This is a genomic window from Stenotrophomonas sp. ASS1 (assembly GCF_004346925.1).
GTDB lineage: Bacteria > Pseudomonadota > Gammaproteobacteria > Xanthomonadales > Xanthomonadaceae > Stenotrophomonas > Stenotrophomonas maltophilia_A.
In genome coordinates, this window is record NZ_CP031167.1 from 1,367,172 (window position 1) to 1,385,908 (window position 18,737).

Annotated in this window: 17 protein-coding genes; 3 read left to right on the top strand and 14 right to left on the bottom strand. The window is 67.6% G+C overall.

Annotation, left to right across the window (positions count from 1 at the left end; all coding sequences use genetic code 11):
• Positions 1–39 precede the first annotated feature (39 nt).
• From MG068_RS06325 to MG068_RS06390, 14 genes are all read right to left on the bottom strand, one after another.
• Positions 40–1,230, bottom strand: a complete 1,191-nt coding sequence (locus MG068_RS06325) for a 1-deoxy-D-xylulose-5-phosphate reductoisomerase (RefSeq protein ID WP_132809700.1) — start codon at positions 1,228–1,230, stop codon at positions 40–42.
• Positions 1,231–1,232: 2 nt separating this feature from the next.
• Positions 1,233–2,069, bottom strand: coding sequence for a phosphatidate cytidylyltransferase (locus MG068_RS06330; RefSeq protein ID WP_010486331.1), 837 nt, complete (start codon positions 2,067–2,069; stop codon positions 1,233–1,235).
• Positions 2,066–2,833: a polyprenyl diphosphate synthase gene (gene uppS / locus MG068_RS06335; protein WP_032127943.1), complete on the bottom strand. Its 768-nt coding sequence runs from the start codon at positions 2,831–2,833 to the stop codon at positions 2,066–2,068. Before uppS ends, MG068_RS06330 begins: the two co-directional genes overlap by 4 nt.
• Before the next feature lie 5 nt (positions 2,834–2,838).
• A complete protein-coding gene (gene frr / locus MG068_RS06340) occupies positions 2,839–3,393 on the bottom strand; it encodes a ribosome recycling factor (protein WP_032127942.1) in 555 nt (184 codons plus the stop codon).
• Between the two features lie 96 nt (positions 3,394–3,489).
• Entirely contained in the window at positions 3,490–4,218 is a 729-nt protein-coding gene (gene pyrH / locus MG068_RS06345; RefSeq protein WP_012510513.1) for a UMP kinase, read from the bottom strand.
• Between the two features lie 121 nt (positions 4,219–4,339).
• On the bottom strand, positions 4,340–5,878 hold the full coding sequence (locus tag MG068_RS06350; protein ID WP_132809702.1) for a GGDEF domain-containing protein: 1,539 nt from the start codon (positions 5,876–5,878) through the stop codon (positions 4,340–4,342).
• Between the two features lie 258 nt (positions 5,879–6,136).
• Entirely contained in the window at positions 6,137–7,012 is an 876-nt protein-coding gene (gene tsf / locus MG068_RS06355) for a translation elongation factor Ts (protein WP_032127939.1), read from the bottom strand.
• A 126-nt stretch (positions 7,013–7,138) separates the two neighbouring features.
• Entirely contained in the window at positions 7,139–7,945 is an 807-nt protein-coding gene (gene rpsB / locus MG068_RS06360) for a 30S ribosomal protein S2 (RefSeq protein WP_005408748.1), read from the bottom strand.
• A 219-nt stretch (positions 7,946–8,164) separates the two neighbouring features.
• Entirely contained in the window at positions 8,165–8,863 is a 699-nt protein-coding gene (locus MG068_RS06365) for a fimbrial biogenesis chaperone (RefSeq protein ID WP_132809704.1), read from the bottom strand.
• Positions 8,863–9,081 carry a hypothetical protein gene (locus MG068_RS06370; RefSeq protein WP_071228441.1) on the bottom strand — a complete coding sequence of 73 codons (219 nt, stop codon included), beginning with the start codon at positions 9,079–9,081 and terminating at the stop codon, positions 8,863–8,865. The genes MG068_RS06365 and MG068_RS06370 overlap by 1 nt, the downstream gene beginning before the upstream one ends.
• 230 nt (positions 9,082–9,311) lie before the next feature.
• Positions 9,312–10,349: a Csu type fimbrial protein gene (locus tag MG068_RS06375; protein WP_049421639.1), complete on the bottom strand. Its 1,038-nt coding sequence runs from the start codon at positions 10,347–10,349 to the stop codon at positions 9,312–9,314.
• Positions 10,346–12,724, bottom strand: coding sequence for a fimbria/pilus outer membrane usher protein (locus MG068_RS06380; protein ID WP_132809706.1), 2,379 nt, complete (start codon positions 12,722–12,724; stop codon positions 10,346–10,348). Before MG068_RS06380 ends, MG068_RS06375 begins: the two co-directional genes overlap by 4 nt.
• Positions 12,725–12,731: 7 nt before the next feature.
• Entirely contained in the window at positions 12,732–13,481 is a 750-nt protein-coding gene (locus MG068_RS06385; RefSeq protein WP_132809707.1) for a fimbrial biogenesis chaperone, read from the bottom strand.
• On the bottom strand, positions 13,481–14,011 hold the full coding sequence (locus tag MG068_RS06390; protein ID WP_032127934.1) for a Csu type fimbrial protein: 531 nt from the start codon (positions 14,009–14,011) through the stop codon (positions 13,481–13,483). The genes MG068_RS06385 and MG068_RS06390 overlap by 1 nt, the downstream gene beginning before the upstream one ends.
• Positions 14,012–14,184: 173 nt before the next feature.
• Between MG068_RS06390 and map the strand changes: the two genes are divergently transcribed.
• Genes map through dapD form a run of 3 tightly spaced genes read left to right on the top strand, consistent with a single transcriptional unit; the run spans position 14,185 to position 18,736 of the window.
• A complete protein-coding gene (map, locus tag MG068_RS06395) occupies positions 14,185–15,027 on the top strand; it encodes a type I methionyl aminopeptidase (protein ID WP_107433358.1) in 843 nt (280 codons plus the stop codon).
• A gap of 20 nt (positions 15,028–15,047) precedes the next feature.
• Positions 15,048–17,657 carry a [protein-PII] uridylyltransferase gene (locus tag MG068_RS06400; RefSeq protein ID WP_458073724.1) on the top strand — a complete coding sequence of 870 codons (2,610 nt, stop codon included), beginning with the start codon at positions 15,048–15,050 and terminating at the stop codon, positions 17,655–17,657.
• A complete protein-coding gene (gene dapD, locus MG068_RS06405; protein WP_049463633.1) occupies positions 17,657–18,736 on the top strand; it encodes a 2,3,4,5-tetrahydropyridine-2,6-dicarboxylate N-succinyltransferase in 1,080 nt (359 codons plus the stop codon). Before MG068_RS06400 ends, dapD begins: the two co-directional genes overlap by 1 nt.
• The last annotated feature ends 1 nt before the right edge of the window (position 18,737 follow it).

Genomic DNA, 18,737 nt, shown 5'->3' on the forward strand with positions numbered 1-18,737 from the left:
GGGCAGGGGCGGCGTCGTCATGCTGGGCGAGGCGGTCGTTCAGGCGGCGTCGATGGCGTTCAGGGTCAGCTGGCGTGCCCGCTGGTCGGCGGACAACAGGACCTCCAGTGTATCGGCTGGCTGGGTCGGCAGTGTTGAAAGAGCGTTAGCAACCAGCTCCGGGATGGTCAGGAAACCGATCCGGCCCTGAAGAAACGCTGAAACCGCCTCTTCATTGGCAGCGTTCAGCACCGCCGGGGCGGTGCCGCCGGCCCGCATCGCCTGCCAGGCCAGGGCCAGGCAGGGGAAGGCGTCGGTGTCCGGGGCCTCGAAATCGAGCCGGCCCTGGGCCAGCAGATCCAGCCCGGATACGCCCGATTCAATGCGTTGTGGCCAGCCCAGGCCAACGGCCAGTGTGGTGCGCATGTCCGGCAGGCCCATCTGCGCCAGGGTCGAGCCGTCCACGAACTCGACCAGCGAGTGGACCAGGCTCTGCGGGTGCACCAGCACTTCGATGCGCTCTCCGGGGATGCCGAACAGGTGGTGGGCCTCGATCACTTCCAGGCCCTTGTTCATCAACGTCGCCGAATCGACCGAGATCTTCGGCCCCATCGACCACTTCGGGTGGGCAACGGCCTGGGCCGGGGTGACCTGGGCCAGTTCGGCGCGGCTGCGGCCACGGAACGGGCCGCCGGAGGCGGTCAGCAGGATGCGGCGTACGCCGGCACCATCGACGCTGGCATCGCGCGAGCGCAGGCACTGGAAGATCGCGCTGTGTTCGCTGTCGATCGGGATGATCTCGGCGCCGGCGCGTTCAGCGGTGCGGGTCAGCAGCTCACCGGCCAGCACCAGCGATTCCTTGTTGGCCAGCAGGATGCGCTTGCCCGCGGCGGCGGCGGCCAGGGTGGAAGACAGCCCGGCCGCACCGACGATGGCGGCGACCACGGTGTCGCAGGCATCGCTGGCGGCCAGCTGGTCCAGCGCGGCATGGCCGGCATGCGCCTCGGTGGCCAGTCCGGCATCGCGCAGGCCATCGCGCAGCTCAACGAACAGCGATTCGTCGGCGATCACCGCGTGCGCGGGCCGGTGCTGGCGGCACAGTGCCAGCAACGCCTGCACCTGACGACCGGCGGCCAGCACGGTGGCCTGGTAGCGCTGCGGGTGGCGGGCGATCACGTCCAGCGTGGAGGCACCGATCGAGCCGGTGGCGCCGAATACGGCGACCCGGCGCAGGTCTGCGACAGCATTCATGGTCAGAACCCGAAGATTTCCTTGCCGAGTGCGAACACCGGCACTGCAGCCAGGACGCCGTCGACACGGTCGAGTACGCCACCATGGCCCGGAATCAGGTGGCCCGAGTCCTTGGCGCCCGCGTGGCGCTTGATCAGGCTTTCGAACAGATCACCCAGCACCGAGGCGAATACGGCCACCACCGAAGTGATCAGCAGGCCCGGCAGGTGTGCGGTATCGATGCCGGCCAGCCAGCCCAGGCCGACGGCCACGGCGACACCGGCCAGCAGGCCGCCGAACAGGCCTTCCCAGGTCTTGTTGGGGCTGATGCGCGGGGCCAGCTTGTGCTTGCCGAAGTGACGGCCGGCGAAATAGGCGCCCGAATCGGCCGCCCAGACCAGTGCCAGCGCAGCCAGCAGCCACAGGTGGCCCTGCTTGCCCGGCGGATCGCCGCCGGCATGGATCAGCACGAGCGCGGCCCAGGCTGGAACGATGGCCAGCGTACCGGCCAGCATCTTCACGATGCGCGAGGGCGCCGACGGTTGCGCGCCGAAATTGAAGAAGCGCAGCCAGACCAGCGCCGCCAGCCACCAGGCAACACCGGCCAATGTGGTGATCTGGAACAGCACCAGCGTGCTGCCATCGGCCCACACCAGCAGCACCATCAGCAGCAGGTTCAGTACCAGCAGCACGGTGCGCGCCAGGGTGTCTTCGATGCCGGCCAGCTTCAGCCACTCCCACAGGCCGATCAGCAGAACCGCAGCGGCCGCCGCTGCCAGCCATTGGGTCGGCAGCAGCAGGATCGCGGCAATGGCGACCGGCGCCATGATCAGCGCGGCAAGGACTCGGGTCTTGGTCATGGGCTGGAAGTCTCGGTGGCCAGTGCGGCGATCTGGGCGCTGGTCAGGCCGAAACGACGCTCACGGCTGCCGTAGGCGTCCAGCGCCTGCTGCAGCAGGGCGGGATCGAAGTCTGGCCACAGCGCCTCGGTGAACCACAGCTCGGTGTACGCCAGCTGCCACAGCAGGAAGTTGCTGATGCGGGTGTCGCCACCGGTGCGGATGAACAGGTCCGGTGGCGGCAGGTCGGCCAGGGCGACCTGGCTGCCCAGCAGCGATTCGTCGATCTGTTCGGGCAGCAGGCGGCCGGCGGCGACTTCAGCGGCCAGCGCGCGCGCGGCACGGGCGATGTCCTGGCGGCCACCGTAGCTGGCGGCGATCGACAGGGTCAGGGTGGTGTTGTCTGCGGTGCGCTGCTCGGCCAGCTGCATGCGGCTGACCAGCCCGGCACCGAAGCGTTCGCGCTCGCCGATGAAGCGCACGCGCACGCCACGCCGATGCAGCTCGTCCACTTCGCGGTCGAGCGCGCCGAGGAACAGCTTCATCAACGCATCGACTTCTTCCTGCGGCCGGCCCCAGTTCTCGCTGGAAAACGCGAACAGGGTCAGCGCCGGAATGCCCAGCTCAAGGCAGCGCTCGATGGTGCGGTTGACCGCACGCGCGCCGGCCCGGTGGCCGATCACGCGCGGACGACGGCGCTGCTGTGCCCAGCGCCCATTGCCATCCATGATGATGGCAATGTGGCGGGGCAGGGCGGCCGGCAACGGAGGCGGGACTGAAGGCATCGACTTCAGACCGACAGCAGTTCTTTTTCCTTGTCGGCAACGACCTTGTCGACGTCCTTGATGTTGGTGTCGGTCAACTTCTGGATGTCGTCCTCACCGCGCTTCTTCTCGTCTTCGCTGATCGCCTTGTCCTTGACCAGCTTGGCGATTTCCTTGTTCGCGTCCTGACGGATGTTGCGGATCGCGATCTTGGCGCCTTCGCCTTCCTTCTGCACCTGCTTGGCCAGCTCCTTGCGGCGCTCTTCGGTCGGCGGCGGCATGTTGATGCGGATCGCGGTGCCCAGGGTGTTCGGGGTGAACTCGGCGTTGTAGAGACCCTTTTCGATCTCCTTGATCATGCTCTTGTCGAACGGCGTGACCAGCAGCGAGTGGGCGTCGGCGTTGGAGATCGATGCGACCTGGTTCAGCGGGGTGCTGGCGTTGCCATAGGCGCTGACCGTGACGCGGTCCAGCAGGGCCGGGGTGGCGCGGCCGGTGCGGATCGAGGTGAGGGTGTGCTTCAGAGCGTCGATGCTCTTGGCCATGCGCGTCTGCGCGTTGTTCTTGATGTCGTTGAGCATCGCCCGGTCCTGGGTGTAACTGGAATCGGGCGATTATAGGCGAATACGGGACGCTGCCGGGCCTGAATCGGCCCGCAGCTCGCCTGGCGCTCAGGCTCAGGCCGGATCGCGGCCCTGGACCAGGGTGCCGATGTTCTCGCCGTTGAGGATCTTCAGCAGCTCACCGGGCTGGCCCATGTCGAATACGCGCATCGGCAGGTCGCTGTCGCGGGCCAGCGCGAAGGCGGCGGTATCCATCACTTCCAGGCCGCGGCGGATCACTTCGTCGTAGCTCAGGCTGTCGAAGCGGACCGCGTCGCTGTACTTGTTCGGGTCCTTGTCGTACACGCCATCGACCTTGGTGGCCTTCAGCAGCAGGTCGGCACCGATCTCGATCGCACGCAGCGCGGCGCCGGAGTCGGTGGTGAAGAACGGGCTGCCGACGCCGGCGGCGAAAATCACCAGGCGGCCCTTTTCCAGGTGGCGGATGGCGCGGCGGCGGATGTAGTCCTCGCACACGTCGTTGATCTTGATCGCGCTCATCACGCGGGCCTTGGCGCCCAGCTTTTCCAGGGCGTCCTGCATGGCCAGGGCGTTGATGACCGTGGCCAGCATGCCCATCTGGTCGCCGGTGACCCGGTCCATGCCGCCGGCGGCCAGGCCGGCGCCGCGGAAGATGTTGCCGCCGCCGATCACCAGCGCCACTTCGGCACCGGCCTGCTGGGCTTCGATGACCTCACGGGCCAGGCGATTGATGATCTTCGGGTCGATGCCGTAGTCCTCATCTCCCATCAGCGCCTCCCCGGACAGTTTCAGAAGGATGCGGCGATAGGCGAGCTTGGACATAGGGACCTCGGGTGCGTGGAAATCGCGGGCGATTCTACGCGCATGCGGCGTTGGGCCAAAGTGTTTTGTGCACTGCGGCGCGAAATCCTGCCGTCCGCCCCGCTCACGCGGGGCGTCCCGTTCAGCCCAGCTCGGCGCCGGCGGTGGCTGAAAGCTCGTCGTGGCCGAGGGCGCCGGGGGAGCGGGCGATCACCCGGTTGCGGCCCAGGTTCTTCGAGCGGTACAGCACATCGTCGGCTGCGCGCAGCAGGTCCTGCACGTCGGCAAAGCGTTCGTAGCCGCCCTGGGTGGCCACGCCGGCGGAGAAGGTGACGAACAGCGGGCCTTCCTCCAGCTCGGCCATCGGCGTGGCGACGATGTTGGCCAGCACACGCCGGATCACGTCCAGCGCCACCGATTCACTGGTGTTGGGCAGCAGCGCGACGAATTCCTCGCCACCGAAGCGGGCCACGGTGTCGCTGTTGCGCAGCTGGCCCTGCAGCTTGCCGGCAAAGGCGCGCAGCACCTCGTCGCCGGTCAGGTGGCCGTGGGCATCATTGATTTTCTTGAAGTCGTCCAGGTCGATGAAGGCCACCGACAGCGGCCAGCCCTGGCGCCCGGCGCGCAGGAACTCCTGTTCCAGCACCGCCTCCAGCTGGCGGCGGTTGAGCACGCCGGTCAGGGCGTCGCGGTGGGCCTGGTCGGCCAGGCGCTTGGCCCGCGCCTCGAATTCGTCGGCGCGGCGGCGTGCCTGATCGGCATCCTGCAACTCGCGCAGGTTGCGCAGGGTGGCCAGCTCCTGCGCGTGGTCGATCAGCTCCCGGACCCGCGAGGGCGAGTTCAGGCCGGCCTCGAACAGGCTGGCGATATCCGGAAGGGCATCGCTGATGCGGGTCAGCACCTGATCGAAACGGGCGCTGTCGAGCTCCAGCCGGTCATGCACCTGGTGCAGGGCGCGTTCGCGGGCGGCATCGGCGTCTTCGTCCAGCCAGATGTCGGCGACAGCGCCGGACAGCTGTACGCAGGCCTGGAACGGCGAATCGGCAGCGTCGTCGTCCTCGCTGTGGCTGATGCTCTCCACCAGGTAGCGCGGCAGGCCCCACTGTTCGGCCACCCAGGCGCCGACATCGGCGTGGCTGCAGCCCAGTTCCTCGCGCTCGCGTGCGACCAGATCGGTATTGTCACGGGCTTCGCGCAGCAGTGGCAGGTAGCGCTCCGATTCGGCCTGGGCCAGGCACAGCACGCCCAGGTCCTGCAGCAGCCCGGCCAGCATCAGTTCCTCCAGCCGGCGCAGGCCGCGCGCCTGGCCCAGCTGGCTGGCGGCCAGGGCGCTGAGAATGCTGCGCTTCCACGCGCGCTGGCGCAGGTCGTGGTCGGCACCGCCGCCACCGGTCAGGCCCTGGGTGACGGTGAAGCCGAGGGCGAGGCTGATCGTGGCATTCAGGCCGAGCATGGTCAGCGCCTGGCCGAGGTTCTCGATGCGGCGGCGGCTGGCGTACAGCGGCGAATTGGCGATGCGCAGCATGCGAGCGCTCAGCGCCATGTCGATGGCGATGATGTCGGCGGCGGTGGCGATGTCCGCTTCCGGGTCCTGGGCCAGCTCGATGATGCGCAGGGCAATACCGGGTGGCGAGGGCAGGTTGCGGCAGAGCGCCAGGGCAGCTGTCAGCTCGGGAGGCATGTCGGGTCGTTCAATTCCATTGGGACAAGAATACCTAGGAATGCATCACAGTCCGCGATTTTCGTTCCTGCTATGTGACTGTGGATTCCCTGCGCCGAGTATCGGCTTGATTCGCGCGCAACGCAAAGGTGCCGGTTGTGCGCACCAACGGTGCGCACCCACCGATGGGGCATGGGTTCATCCCTTGGCCTATACGTAAAAAAGGAGCCGCGGTTTCCCGCGGCTCCTTCTGGTCGCTTCACAGCCGGAAGGCTGGAATCAGACCTGCATCGCCTTGGCAACTTCAGCGGCGTAGTCTTCCACCACCTTCTCGATGCCTTCGCCGACGATCAGCAGCTTGAAGCCCGCCACGTCGGCGCCAGCGGCCTTGACCACCTGCTCGACGGTGGTGTCGCCCAGCACGTAGGTCTGGCCGTACAGGGTCACGTCGCTGACGATCTTGTTGATCTTGCCGCTGATGATCTTTTCCAGGATCTCGGCCGGCTTGGCCTTGTCCTTTTCGGACATCTTGGCCAGCTCGATTTCCTTTTCCTTCTCGACGAACTCGGCCGGGACGTCCGCAGCCTTGTTGTGCGGCGGCTTCAGGGCTGCCACGTGCATGGCCAGGCCACGGGCCAGCTCGACGTCGCCGCCGACCAGGTCGACCAGCACGCCAACCTTGCCGTTGGTGTGGACGTAGGCGCCGATGGTGTTGTTGCCATCAACCTTCACCATGCGACGGATCTGGATGTTTTCACCTAGGGTCTGCACGGCGGTGGCGCGGGCTTCTTCAACGGTGCGGCCATCGGCCAGCTTGGCAGCCTTCACGGCTTCGACGTCGTTGGCGCCCGATGCCAGGGCGGCAGCGGCGACGGCATTGACGAAGGACTTGAAGTTGTCATCGTTGGCGACGAAGTCGGTTTCCGAGTTGACTTCGACCAGCACGGCCTTGCCGCCATCCTGGGCCAGGCCCAGACGGCCTTCGGCGGCCACGCGGTCAGCCTTCTTGTCGGCCTTGGCAGCGCCGGACTTGCGCATGGCTTCAGCAGCAGCGTTGATGTCGCCGTTGGCTTCGGTGAGAGCCTTCTTGCATTCCATCATGCCGGCGCCGGTGCGCTCGCGCAGTTCCTTGACCAGGGAAGCAGTGATTTCCACGGGATTACCTCACGAAAGAAAGGGGTTGGGCCGGCATGGTGGCCGGCCCGTGTGACACGGTCCTGTCACGCGCCAAAGGCTGCGCGCAGGGAGGGTGGACGCCGGGCGTCCACCCCGGGGCCTGGATCAGGCCTGGGCGTCGTCGCCCTTCTTGGCAGCCTTCTTGGCCGGAGCGCGGCGGGCCGGCTTCTCTTCGCCTTCGGCAGCAGCTTCGGCGAACTCTTCCTCACGCACCGAAGCAGCGTGCGGCGCAGCAGCCTTGCCTTCCAGCACGGCGTCGGCAGCGGCGCGGGCGTACAGCTGCACAGCGCGGATGGCGTCGTCGTTGCCCGGGATGGCGTAGTCCACCAGTTCCGGGTTGTAGTTGGTGTCGACCACGGCGATGACCGGGATGCCCAGCTTCTTGGCTTCCTTGATCGCGATGTCTTCGTGGCCGATGTCGATCACGAAGATGGCGTCCGGCAGACGGTTCATGTCCTTGATGCCGCCCAGCGAGGCTTCCAGCTTGTCGCGCTCGCGACGCAGGCCCAGCACTTCGTGCTTGACCAGCTTCTCGAAGGTGCCGTCGGTTTCACCGGCTTCCAGTTCCTTCAGGCGGGCAACCGACTGCTTGACGGTACGGAAGTTGGTCAGGGTGCCGCCCAGCCAACGCTGGTTCATGAACGGCATGCCGCAACGCTCGGCTTCTTCCTTGATGGTTTCGCGGGCGCTGCGCTTGGTGCCCAGGAACAGGACGGTGCCGCGCTTCTGGGCAACCGACGAGATGAAGTTCATCGCATCGTTGAACAGCGGGACGGTCTTTTCCAGGTTGATGATGTGGATCTTGCCGCGGGCGCCGAAGATGTACGGAGCCATCTTCGGGTTCCAGTAGCGGGTCTGGTGGCCGAAGTGGACGCCGGCTTCCAGCATCTGACGCATGGTGACCTGGGGCATTGCAATACTCCTGATATGGAACCGGCGTTTCCGCCCGCGGGATAGGTATGCGGGACGCGTGGAAGCGCGGATGGTTCCGGGGTTGGGCTTCCCTGTTGCCTCCGTGGCCGAACTCCTTGCGGAGCACCCCGGCACGGATGGGGGCAGCAGGTGTGGATTCACCGGTGACGTCCGGTGTGGACGGTCTCCCGCGCACGCAGGCGGCAGGAATCCGGTCGATTATAGCCCGCTGGGAGCGCTCGCTGCAATTGCCGGGTCCGGCGCGGTGAGATCGACCACGCGGCCGTCCTGCAGCCGGGCCTGGAAATGGCCACCGGCATAGCCGCCGGCATGGACGGGGAGGGCCCAGCGGCGTTCCCGGCCCGCCAGCAGGTAGCCGGCCAGTCCCGGCAGCAGCAGGGTGCGGCGTCCATCGCCGGCGACGAACGCAAGATCGTGCAGGCGGGCGTGAACGGAACCTGCGTTGCGCAGTCGCAGAAGAGGCTGCGACGTGCCGGGCTCGATCCCGGCATGCAGGTCCGGCCGCGCCAGGGGCGCCGCATGCCCCCGGAACAAGGGGAGCGAGTAGCGTGGCAGGTCCGGTCCGCTGGGGCTCAGGATCACCCGGTAGGCCTGCTCGACGGCAACGGGCGACGTCTCCCGAGGCAGCAGCCATATGCGTTGACGGGTGCCGGGCGGGAGGTCGAGCCGGGCGGGGCTGGCCAGGATCTGGTCGCTGGGCCGCAGCTTTTCCGCATCGACCTGCTGTTCCCAGGCCAGGATCCGAACCTCGCCCTGCCAGCGGCCGGGCCCGGGGTTGTACAGCCACAGCTCGCCGTGCCCCCCTTCGGCGGGCAGCTGCAGGGTGGTGGGCACCAGGTCCAGCGCCGCAGCGGGCAGTGCCAGCAGCAGTGCCAGCAGGCTCAGCAGGATGCGCATCAGTAGATGAGGGTCACGGCAGGCGCCGCGTCGTCGCTGTCGGCCGGCGGCGCGAGGTCGCGGATCTGTTGCGGAAGCTCGGGCGCGTCGCTGCGCCGGTGCGGTGCCGCGCATCGGGTGTTGCCGGCATCACTGCTGCAGCCCTCGACCACAGTCAGCCGGATCTGCAGGGAGGTGCTGCCGGGATCGGCCCACGCGGGCATACTGGCGACCAGCATCGCCCCGATCAGAAGTGCGCGAACCACCTGCCATCCACCGTACTGTAGGACCCGTTGCGCGGTATCGGCCGGATCGGCCGAATCTGTAGGGTCGACTGCCAGTCGACTGGTCCTGGCGCAGGAGGGATGCGCGCATCCACGCACGGCGTGGATCTACCGGAACCCACCCCGGTGGATGCCGACCATTCCAATCCATCCCGGTGGATGCCGACCGTTGGTCGGCACACAGGTCAGTAAGTGATCGTCACCTGCACCAGATCGTTGTAGGTACCGGCCGGAGGCTGGCCGGTGACCGGCGGCACCCGGCCATGGATGGTCAGCTGCTGCGCGCTGCCACTTCCGGTGCCGCCAACGGTATCGACATTGAGGGTATTGCCCCAGCGCAGGCTGCGCGCGGCGTCGCGGTACAGCTCATAGGGGAGGTAGTAGGTGCCGCTGCCAATGGTGGTGGCCATGCGCCGGGTGGTGGAGGCGGCGGGGTTGTTCTGGCCGTTGTTGAGGCTAATCTGGTAGGCGGTGTTCTTCAGGCAGGTCAGCGTGAGCGTGGCGGTCCGGTCGATGTTGGCGGAAATGCTGCCGGTGACGTTGCCGAAGTCCATGTTGGTGGTGACGTAGCTGCCGCATTGCGGCAGCACGTTGGCAGTGGCAGTGAAGCTGAAGGCCGCACTGGCGCTGTTGGTGCCGGTTGCGCCGCCGTTGCAGGCGGCCGGCACGGTGGCGTTGCCGAGCAGGACTTCGTTCCAGGCCCAGGTGAGCACCACGTTGGCGCCACTGAAGGTGCTGCTGTAAGCACCCGAAGCGAGGATCTGGTTGGCGGGGATCTGCGCGAACAGCTGCACGGACTGCGCACCGCTGCCGCCGGTCAGCAGCGGCACGTTGTAGCTCATGGTCAGTTCCTGCGCCGGCGGCGTGCCGCGTGGCACCAGGCCGGTGACCTGGCCGTAGCTGGCGTTGTTGTAGAGCTGGAAATTCATGGTGTCGCTGGTGGAAGTGGACATCGTGCGGAAGGTGGAGCTGCTGCCGCCGCCACTGCCTGCGCCGACACCCACGCAGACGCGGACGCCGGTGGTGGCCAGCAGGCTCAGTGCGGCGGTGGTGCAGGTCACCGTGATGTTCAGCGTCGCCGCCGTAGGGCCGGGAGCGTTGCTGTTGATGTTGCCGAACGGCAGGGTCGGGTTCGCGGTTGCCGTGCAGACCGCTGTCGCCTGGGCCGGTAGTGCCGCGAGCAGGCCGGCGAACAGCAGCATGCCGAGCAGCAGCACTCTCATGGCGCCACCTCCGGGATGCACGGCAGCGGTGCCGGCTTCGGCCGGGCGCCGGACGCCACTACCTTGGGCTGCTCGGGTACCTTCACCCGGCACTGGCCGCGGCTGGTGGTGATGTACAGCACGCTGCCGGCAGCGACGTCTTCCAGATACAGCAGGCCGTCATAGCCCACCGTGGCCTGGCGTCCGCCGGGCAACTGCACTTCGCTGCCCACTTCCAGCGGCTGCCCGTCCATGCTCTGAAGCGTCAGGCTCAGAGAGGGCCGCGAGCGCAACTGGAATGTCACGTGGGTCCCAGCGCGCTGGCGCGGCGTCACCCAGTCCTCGATGCGGTCGGCACGCATGTCCTCGGGCAGGTCCAGGGTGTCGATCGAGACCCGGTTGCGCTGCCAGGACAGCAGCGGGCTGATCAGCAACAGGCCACGATCATCGGTGACGCCGATCAGGCGGTTCTCCAGCCGCACCGGCACGCCACCGACACCATTGGTGCTGATCACCGCGAATGCATCGGAGACCTCGCGGGTGGCGAACGCGTGCCCGCCCATCCAGACCAGGCTGCCACTGGCGTTGCCGTAGGCATAGTTGAGCCCGCCCTGGCGAGAGGCGCCGAAGGAGTAGCGGCCGACGTCATTGAGGATGCCGACTTCGGCCAGGCCGCCACTGCCGTCCTCGCCGTGGCGCACCTGCGCGCGCCAACCGATGCCGCCTGCACTGCCATCGCCGGGCACCGGCTGGGTGACGTCGGCCACCCACGTCTGGCTGTCGCCATTGCGCTGGCTGGACAGGCTGGCCTGGCGGTTGTTGCCCAGGCTGGCCGTCACCGACAGATAGATGCTGCGGTCATCACTCTGGTCCAGGTTCTGGTTCACCGAGAGGTAGGCTGACCAGCGCTGGCTCCAGGTGCGCGACCAGAACAGGCTGGCGTAGCGGTTGTCTTCGCCATCGGGGTAGCGCAGGCGCAGGTAGCTGGCGCTGAGCGTGCCCAGCCGCAGCAGATCCGCGCCGACCGTGGCCTGTTCGCTGATGCTGGGTGGCAGGTTGCCCTGCAGTGCGCCCAGGTCGCGGTAATCACCATGGCTGCGCACGGTGCGCAGATTGACGTTGAGTCGGCGGTTGTTCCAACTGTAGCCCAGTGCCCATTGCCCGCCCTGCAGGCCGTGATAGTCACTGTGCGCATAGGCGGCGTTGAACACGCCCGCGCCACCCAGCAGCCACCAGCCGCCGATGCCGGCCTGGGCCAGGCCACCACCGCCTTCGGCATGAGCCTCGCCGGTGAACGTGTCACTGATGCCACCGCGCCAGCTGGCACTGGCCACGGTGCGGTCGTCGTAGGCGAAGGAGCGCTGGCCGAAGTCCTCACGCAGGTGGCCGATGCCGGCGGACCAGTCCGACAGGCCCTTGGCCAGCAGCTGCTGGGTGCCATAGAAGCTGAAATCCAGGGTCTGCATGCGGCCGAACGCATCGGTCACCACCACCTGTGCGCTGCCGGTGCCGCTGATCCCCGGCTGTGCGGCCAGCTGGAACGGGCCGACCGGGACCTGGCCGCTGTACTGGCGCAGGCCATCGACGTACAGCTCGACCGTGGACGGCACCACCGCCTGGCCGAGGAAACTGGGCGTGGGGGTCAGCACGCGATAGGGCTGCAGGCCGTAGTTGCGACCGATCTGCAGGCCACCCAGGCGCACCGGACGGGTCCAGTCGACGAAGCCGCTGTAGAAATCGCCGACCTCCAGCGTCATCGCCTGGTCGGGGAAATCCAGGCTCCAGCGCGTATCCAGGCGCACGCTCTCACCACGCCAGCGACGGTCGCCAGGCTGCTGGTAGCGCCTGCTGACCGCGGTGTTTTCGAAGGTGCCGTTGCCGACGCCGAACAGGCGCAGTTCGGAGCTCAGGCTGAGGTTGCCCAGCGTATCCACCCGGCTGCCATACACGTCGTAGTTGAGCAGCAGTCCGGGTGAGGCACTGCTTGCGGGCGCGCGTGTCTGCGGGCGGCTGAGCACGGTGGTTGGCAGGGTCAGCTGGTCCAGTGGCACGTCCAGCGCCAGGGTCTGCAGGCGTGCGTCATAGCGCACCACCGCGCCGCTGATCTGGTCCAGATACACCGGTGCATCGCCGTGGGCGTTGAAGCCGAGCTGGCGCAGTACGTCGGGGCTGGCCTGCAGGCGGCCACGGTTCTCGATGAAAGGCAGCAGTCCGCGTGGGGTGCTGTTGAGCGAAACGTCCAGGTACAGCGTCTGGTTGGCGGTCAACGGTGTGGGCGGTGGCAGCATCGCATCGGCGGAGATGCCTGATACATCGGCGGTGGCGGTAGCCGCTGCACCGGACACATCGGCGGCTTGGGTCGCCGCAGGAGCCAGGGCAGCAAGCAGCGCGCCCATCAACGCCTCAGCGAGCCGATGGGGGCGACAGCGGCGTCTGTTCCGACTCGCCATTGAGCTTGGCCGTGATCTGGTCGTTGTCGTGGTCGATCGCCGTGCGCTCGATCGGCCAGCGCATCACCTGCCCGGGCAGCACGTAACCCAGCAGTCCGGGATGCACGATGCGTGGGCGCGTGGGGCTGCCCAGCGCAAGATCGGCGATCTGCGCATAGCTGTTGCCTGCGTTGGCCACCTCGACGACGTTGCGGCCATCGGGCAACTGCACCAGGCGGGCCTGCAGCTGCGGCGCAAGCTTGCCGGCGGCGGGCTGCACGAACACCGGTATCGAATAGCGCAGCACGAACTGCATGCCGTCGGCGCGGGTGGCCAGGTCGGGCACCTCGTCAACAATCAGCCTGTAGTACTGCTGTGCCGGCGGTGGCGTCCTGTCCGGACGCATCACCCGGACCAGCTGCTGCTGCCCGGCAGCCAGTTCCTGCATCGGCGGGGTGACCACCAGTTCATCGGTGGGCAACAGTTGCTCCTGGCCGTCCTGCTGCACCCAGCGGAACACCCGAACCTGCAGCCTCACCGGCGAGGTGCCACTGTTGGTCAGCCAAAGCTCGCCGGCACGCTGGCGCGCTTCCAGCTGCAGGCTGGTCGGGGCGACCTGCAGGCTGGTGGCTTCGACCGAGGCGGCGAATACCAGGCTCAGGACGAGCAGCGCCACGCCGGTGGCGCGCCACGGGCGGGGTCCGGCCATGCGGGCGTGCTCCATCAATAGGTGATCGTGGCGGTAACCGTATCCAGGTAGTTGCCGGTCGCCGGGTTGTTGGTGCTCAGGTTCAGAATCTGGCCGTAGACGATGTAGGGCACGGCCAGGCCGGTGCCGATGCCAGCCTGGGTGTTGGTGCCGGAGGTGGCACCCCAGACCAGGGTGTGCGCGGCGTCCTGGTAGAGCTGGTAGCCGACGTAGTTGTTGGCGGTCACCGCGGCGTTGGTGTTCTTCATCCGGCGAGTGGTGACGTCATTCGCGGTGCTGGCATTGGCACCCGCATTCAGTGAAATCGTGTACGGGGTCAGTGCCGAGCACTGGGCGGTCACCGTGCCCTGACCCAGGGTGGGGGTCGCGGTGGTCGAGGCCGCCGTGCCGAAGTCAACGTTGGTGGCGGCAGCGGCCGTGATCGTGCAGGCCTTGGTCACCACCAGGGTGACATTGAAGGTGGTGGTGTCTGCGGCCAGGGCCGGGCCGGACAGCAGGACCCCGGCCAGGGCCCAGGCAAGCGGGGAACGAAGCGCGGATCGCATGGACAACCTCCCTGACCCGAAGGTCCGTTGAACAAGGCGAAGGCGGCACGTTCGGCACCGCTTCGGCGACGGTGACCCCAGCTTAGGAGGCGTAAGTGTCTGTATTCCGTGATAAACAGGGAGGCGAAAGGGGGGCGGCGATCACGCTTTCACTTTCCTTGCCGGAACCGTGCATGGCCCGGATCGCCAGTTGGGTGGCGTTCGTTCAGATTGTGGCCGGATCGGCGATAATGGGGGCCATGAGCGTGAATCTGAAAACCCCGCAGGAAATCGAGATGATGCGAATCGCCGGCCGCCTGGCCAGCGAAGTGCTCGACATCGTCACCCCCCACGTCAAGCCCGGTGTCACCACCGAGGAACTGGACCGCATCTGCCACGACCACATCGTGAACGTGCAGGGCGCCGTTCCGGCCAACGTCGGCTACCGCGGCTTCCCGAAGACCGTGTGTACCTCGGTCAACAACGTCATCTGCCATGGCATCCCCAGCGAAGGGAAGGTGCTCAAGGATGGCGACATCATCAACATCGACGTCACCGTCATCAAGGATGGCTGGCACGGCGACACCAGCCGCATGTACTTCGTCGGCACCCCGTCGGTGATGGCCCGCCGCCTGGTGGAAACCACCTACGAAGCCATGTGGCGCGGCATCCGCGCGGTGCGTCCGGGCGCGACCCTGGGCGACATTGGCCATGCCATCCAGAGCTATGCCGAAGGCGAGCGTTTCAGCGTGGTGCGCGAGTACTGCGGCCACGGCATCGGCAAGGTCTACCATGATGAACCGCAGGTGGTGCATTACGGCCGCCCGGGCCAGGGCCTGGTGCTGCAGCCGGGCATGACCTTCACCATCGAGCCGATGATCAACGAGGGCACCCGCTACAACAAGGTGCTGCCGGATGGCTGGACCGTGGTGACCAAGGACCGCAAGCTGTCGGCACAGTGGGAGCACATGATCGCGGTCACCGAGACCGGCGTGGACGTGCTGACCCTGTCGCCGGGCGAGTCGCAGGTCTCCTGACGATGCTGCCGGCGAGTTCGCTGCTGGACACGCCGGCCGCGTCGCTCAACGACCCGGACTGGGCTGCTGCCGCGCGCCAGGCGCTGCAGCAGGCCGACGCGCGCCTGTACCGCCGCTTCGACCAGGGCGACAACATCGAGCGCCTGCTGGCACTGCGCGCGCGCGCTGCCGACCATCTGATCCGCCTGGCCTGGCAGCGCTGCCTGCCGGCCGACAGCGGGCTGTCGCTGTTCGCGGTCGGCGGCTATGGCCGCGGTGAACTGTTTCCGCGTTCGGACATCGACCTGCTGGTGTTCGGCGATCCGCCGGCACAGCTGGCCCATGAGGCGGCGCTGGCGCGCCTGTTCGCACTGCTGTGGGACTGTGGGTTGGCCGTCAGCCATGCGGTGCGTTCTGCATCGCAGTGCCGCGAGGCGGCAGCGGACCAGACCGTGCTGACCGCGCTGATCGAGGCGCGCCCGATCCTGGCCGATGATGTGGCGCGCCGCGCGCTGCGCGAGGCCGTCGACGATCGTGAACTGTGGCCGGCGCGCACCTTCTTCCTGGCCAAGCTGGAAGAGCTGCGCAACCGACACCAGCGCTTCGGCGACACCGCCGACAACCTGGAGCCGGATCTGAAGGATGGCCCCGGTGGCCTGCGCGATCTCAACACGCTTGGCTGGATGGCACTGCGTGCGTTCGGCGTGCGTGACCTGGAGGCGCTGGTCGGGCTCGGCCATCTGGGCGCAGACGAAGCGGCAGCACTGAAGCGCGAACGTGCGGTGCTGGCGCGGCTGCGCTTTGGCCTGCATCTGGTCGCGCGTCGCCCGGAAGAGCGCCTGCGTTTTGATTACCAGAAGACCCTGGCGGCACGCCTGGGCTTTGAAGACGATGCCGAGAATCTCGGTGTCGAGAAGATGATGCAGGGGTTCTACCGTGCTGCACTGGTGGTGCGCCGGATCAGCGACCGCCTGTTGCAGCGCTTCGAGGAGCAGTTCGACGGCGAGGCGCAGCCGGAGCCGTTGACCGTGGGTTTTTCCCTGCGCCGTGGTTACCTGGCGGCCAACGAAGCCGACTGGCCGCGCGGCGACATCGGCCAGGTGTTCGCGCTGTTCGCCAGCTGGGCCAACAATCCGCAGGTGCGCGGCCTGCATTCGCTGACCGCGCGTGCGCTGGCCGAAGCGCTGCCGCTGCTGCCGGCCTACGACCAGGCTGATGCCGATGCACGCGAGCAGTTCCTGGCGCTGCTGCGCGGCCAGCGCCCGGTCGATACGCTCTCGCGCATGGCGCGGCTGGGCGTGCTTGGCCAGTGGATTCCCGCGTTCGCCCAGGTCAGCGGGCGCATGCAGTTCGACTTGTTCCATGTCTACACCGTCGACCAGCACACGCTGATGGTCCTGCGCAACATCGGCCTGTTCGCCAGCAGTCGCGCCGACGAGCGCTTCTCGATCGCGCACGAAGTGTGGCCGCGCCTGCGCAAGCCCGAACTGCTGCTGCTGGCCGGCCTGTTCCATGACATCGCCAAGGGCCGTGGCGGCGACCATTCGGAGCTGGGCGCGGTGGACGCGCGCGCGTTCTGCCAGGCGCATGCGCTGAGCACGTCCGACACCGAACTGGTGGCGTGGCTGGTCGAACAGCACCTGCGCATGTCGGTGACCGCGCAGAAGCAGGACATCGCCGACCCTGAGGTGATCCATCGCTTTGCCACCCTGGTCGGCAGCCGCGACCGCCTGGACTACCTGTACCTGCTGACCTGCGCCGACATCGCCGGCACCAGCCCCAAGCTGTGGAATGCCTGGAAGGACCGCCTGCTGGCCGACCTGTACTTCGCCACCCGGCGCGCGCTGCGCGAGGGGCTGGAACACCCGGTGCCGGCGGCCGAGCGCGTGGCCGAAGCGCGTGACAGCGTGCGCGCGCTGGTGCGCGAGCGGGGTTACGACGATGCCACCATCGATCGCCAGTTCGCGGTGATGCCCGACGAAGGCTTCATCCGCCTGCGCCCGGAGCAGCTGGCCTGGCAGGCTGCCGCGCTGGTGCCGGTGAAGCAGGGCCAGGCGCTGGTAAAGGTACGCCGGATCAGTGTCGACGATCCCGCGCTGGAAGTCTTCGTGCATTCGCCGGACCGCGACGGCCTGTTCGCCGCGATCGTGATGACGCTGGACCGCAAGGGCTACGGCATCCACCGCGCACGCGTGCTGGACGGTCCGGCCGATACCATCTTCGATACCTTCGAAGTGAACCCGGCCGATACCTTCGCCGATGGCAGCAGTGCCAACCTGGAAGCGGCGCTGCGCGAGGCACTCGGCGGTGACCTGTCGCGCCTGCGGCCGTCACGCCGGGTGGTGCCACGGCAGCTGCGGCACTTCCGCTTCGCCCCGCGCATCGAATTCCGCGATGAGCCGGGCGCAACCCGTTTCGCCCTGGTCGCCCCCGACCGCCCCGGCCTGCTGGCCGATGTGGCGTTCGTGCTGCGCAATCAGGGCCTGCGCGTGCATGATGCGCGCATTGCCACGTTCGGCGAACGCGCCGAAGACACCTTCGTGATCAGTGACGAACACGATCTCCCCCTGACTGAACCTGCCCGGCAGCAGCTGCATGACGCGATGCTGGCCTGCCTGGACCCTGATCGAAACGCCGGAGACCCCGCCTGATGGCCACCAAGCCCGCCAAGAAGACCGCCGCGACCCCCAAGAGCGCAGCGGCCCGGAAACCTGCTGCTGCCGCACCGGCCGCGAAGAAGACCCCAGCGCCGAAGAAGGCCGCTGCGGTGAAGGCCCCGGCGAAGAAAGCGGCTGCGGTGAAGCGTGCTGTGAAGAAGCCGGCGCCGGCCAAGAGTGCCGAAGCGGTCCGCGCCGAAACCATCGCCCGCAAGTCGCTGCGCAAGCCGTCGGCCCCGGGCGTGGAAGAGCTGAAGTTCGGCATCGAGAGTGCCTTCGAGCGCCGCGCTACCTTGACCCTGCACGAGCTGGAAGGCTCGACCAAGCCGCTGGTCAACCGCGTGATTGACGGCCTGGAGAGCGGTGAGTTCCGTGTTGCCGAGCCGGACGGCCAGGGTGGCTGGAAGGTCAACGAGTGGCTGAAGAAGGCCGTGCTGTTGTACTTCCGTGTCAATGACATGGCCGTGGTCGACGCCCGTCCGGCGCCGTTCTGGGACAAGGTCGAATCGCGCTTCGCCGGCTATGACGAGGCGAAGTTCCGCCGTGGTGGCGTGCGCGTGGTGCCGGGCGCGATCGCCCGCCGCGGCACCTACTTCGGCAAGGACGTGGTGCTGATGCCGAGCTTCACCAACATCGGCGCCTACGTCGGCGAAGGCACCATGGTCGACACCTGGGCCACCGTCGGTTCCTGCGCGCAGATCGGCCAGCACTGCCACCTGTCCGGCGGCGCCGGCATCGGCGGCGTGCTGGAGCCGCTGCAGGCCAGCCCGACCATCATCGAGGACCACTGCTTCATCGGTGCGCGTTCGGAAGTGGTGGAAGGCGTGGTGGTCGGCCACCACAGCGTGATCGGCATGGGCGTGTTCCTCAGCCAGAGCACCCGCATCTACAACCGTGCCACCGGCGAAATCACCTACGGTTACATCCCGCCGTACAGCGTGGTGGTGTCCGGCTCGCTGCCGAGCAAGGACGGTACCCATTCGCTGTACTGCGCGGTGATCGTCAAGCAGGTTGATGCCAAGACCCGCAGCAAGACCAGCGTCAACGACCTGCTGCGCGGCCTGGCCGACTGAA

Coding starts and splice junctions, on each gene's coding strand:
- MG068_RS06390 (WP_032127934.1), bottom strand. CDS start 14,011: ATGCGATCCGCGCTTCGTTCCCCGCTTGCCTGGGCCCTGGCCGGGGTC.
- frr (WP_032127942.1), bottom strand. CDS start 3,393: ATGCTCAACGACATCAAGAACAACGCGCAGACGCGCATGGCCAAGAGC.
- MG068_RS06370 (WP_071228441.1), bottom strand. CDS start 9,081: ATGCTGGTCGCCAGTATGCCCGCGTGGGCCGATCCCGGCAGCACCTCC.
- uppS (WP_032127943.1), bottom strand. CDS start 2,833: ATGCCTTCAGTCCCGCCTCCGTTGCCGGCCGCCCTGCCCCGCCACATT.
- pyrH (WP_012510513.1), bottom strand. CDS start 4,218: ATGTCCAAGCTCGCCTATCGCCGCATCCTTCTGAAACTGTCCGGGGAG.
- MG068_RS06350 (WP_132809702.1), bottom strand. CDS start 5,878: ATGCCTCCCGAGCTGACAGCTGCCCTGGCGCTCTGCCGCAACCTGCCC.
- rpsB (WP_005408748.1), bottom strand. CDS start 7,945: ATGCCCCAGGTCACCATGCGTCAGATGCTGGAAGCCGGCGTCCACTTC.
- MG068_RS06325 (WP_132809700.1), bottom strand. CDS start 1,230: ATGAATGCTGTCGCAGACCTGCGCCGGGTCGCCGTATTCGGCGCCACC.
- MG068_RS06365 (WP_132809704.1), bottom strand. CDS start 8,863: ATGCGCATCCTGCTGAGCCTGCTGGCACTGCTGCTGGCACTGCCCGCT.
- MG068_RS06385 (WP_132809707.1), bottom strand. CDS start 13,481: ATGGAGCACGCCCGCATGGCCGGACCCCGCCCGTGGCGCGCCACCGGC.
- MG068_RS06375 (WP_049421639.1), bottom strand. CDS start 10,349: ATGAGAGTGCTGCTGCTCGGCATGCTGCTGTTCGCCGGCCTGCTCGCG.
- dapD (WP_049463633.1), top strand. CDS start 17,657: ATGGCCACCAAGCCCGCCAAGAAGACCGCCGCGACCCCCAAGAGCGCA.
- MG068_RS06330 (WP_010486331.1), bottom strand. CDS start 2,069: ATGACCAAGACCCGAGTCCTTGCCGCGCTGATCATGGCGCCGGTCGCC.
- MG068_RS06380 (WP_132809706.1), bottom strand. CDS start 12,724: ATGGGCGCGCTGCTTGCTGCCCTGGCTCCTGCGGCGACCCAAGCCGCC.
- map (WP_107433358.1), top strand. CDS start 14,185: ATGGCCCGGATCGCCAGTTGGGTGGCGTTCGTTCAGATTGTGGCCGGA.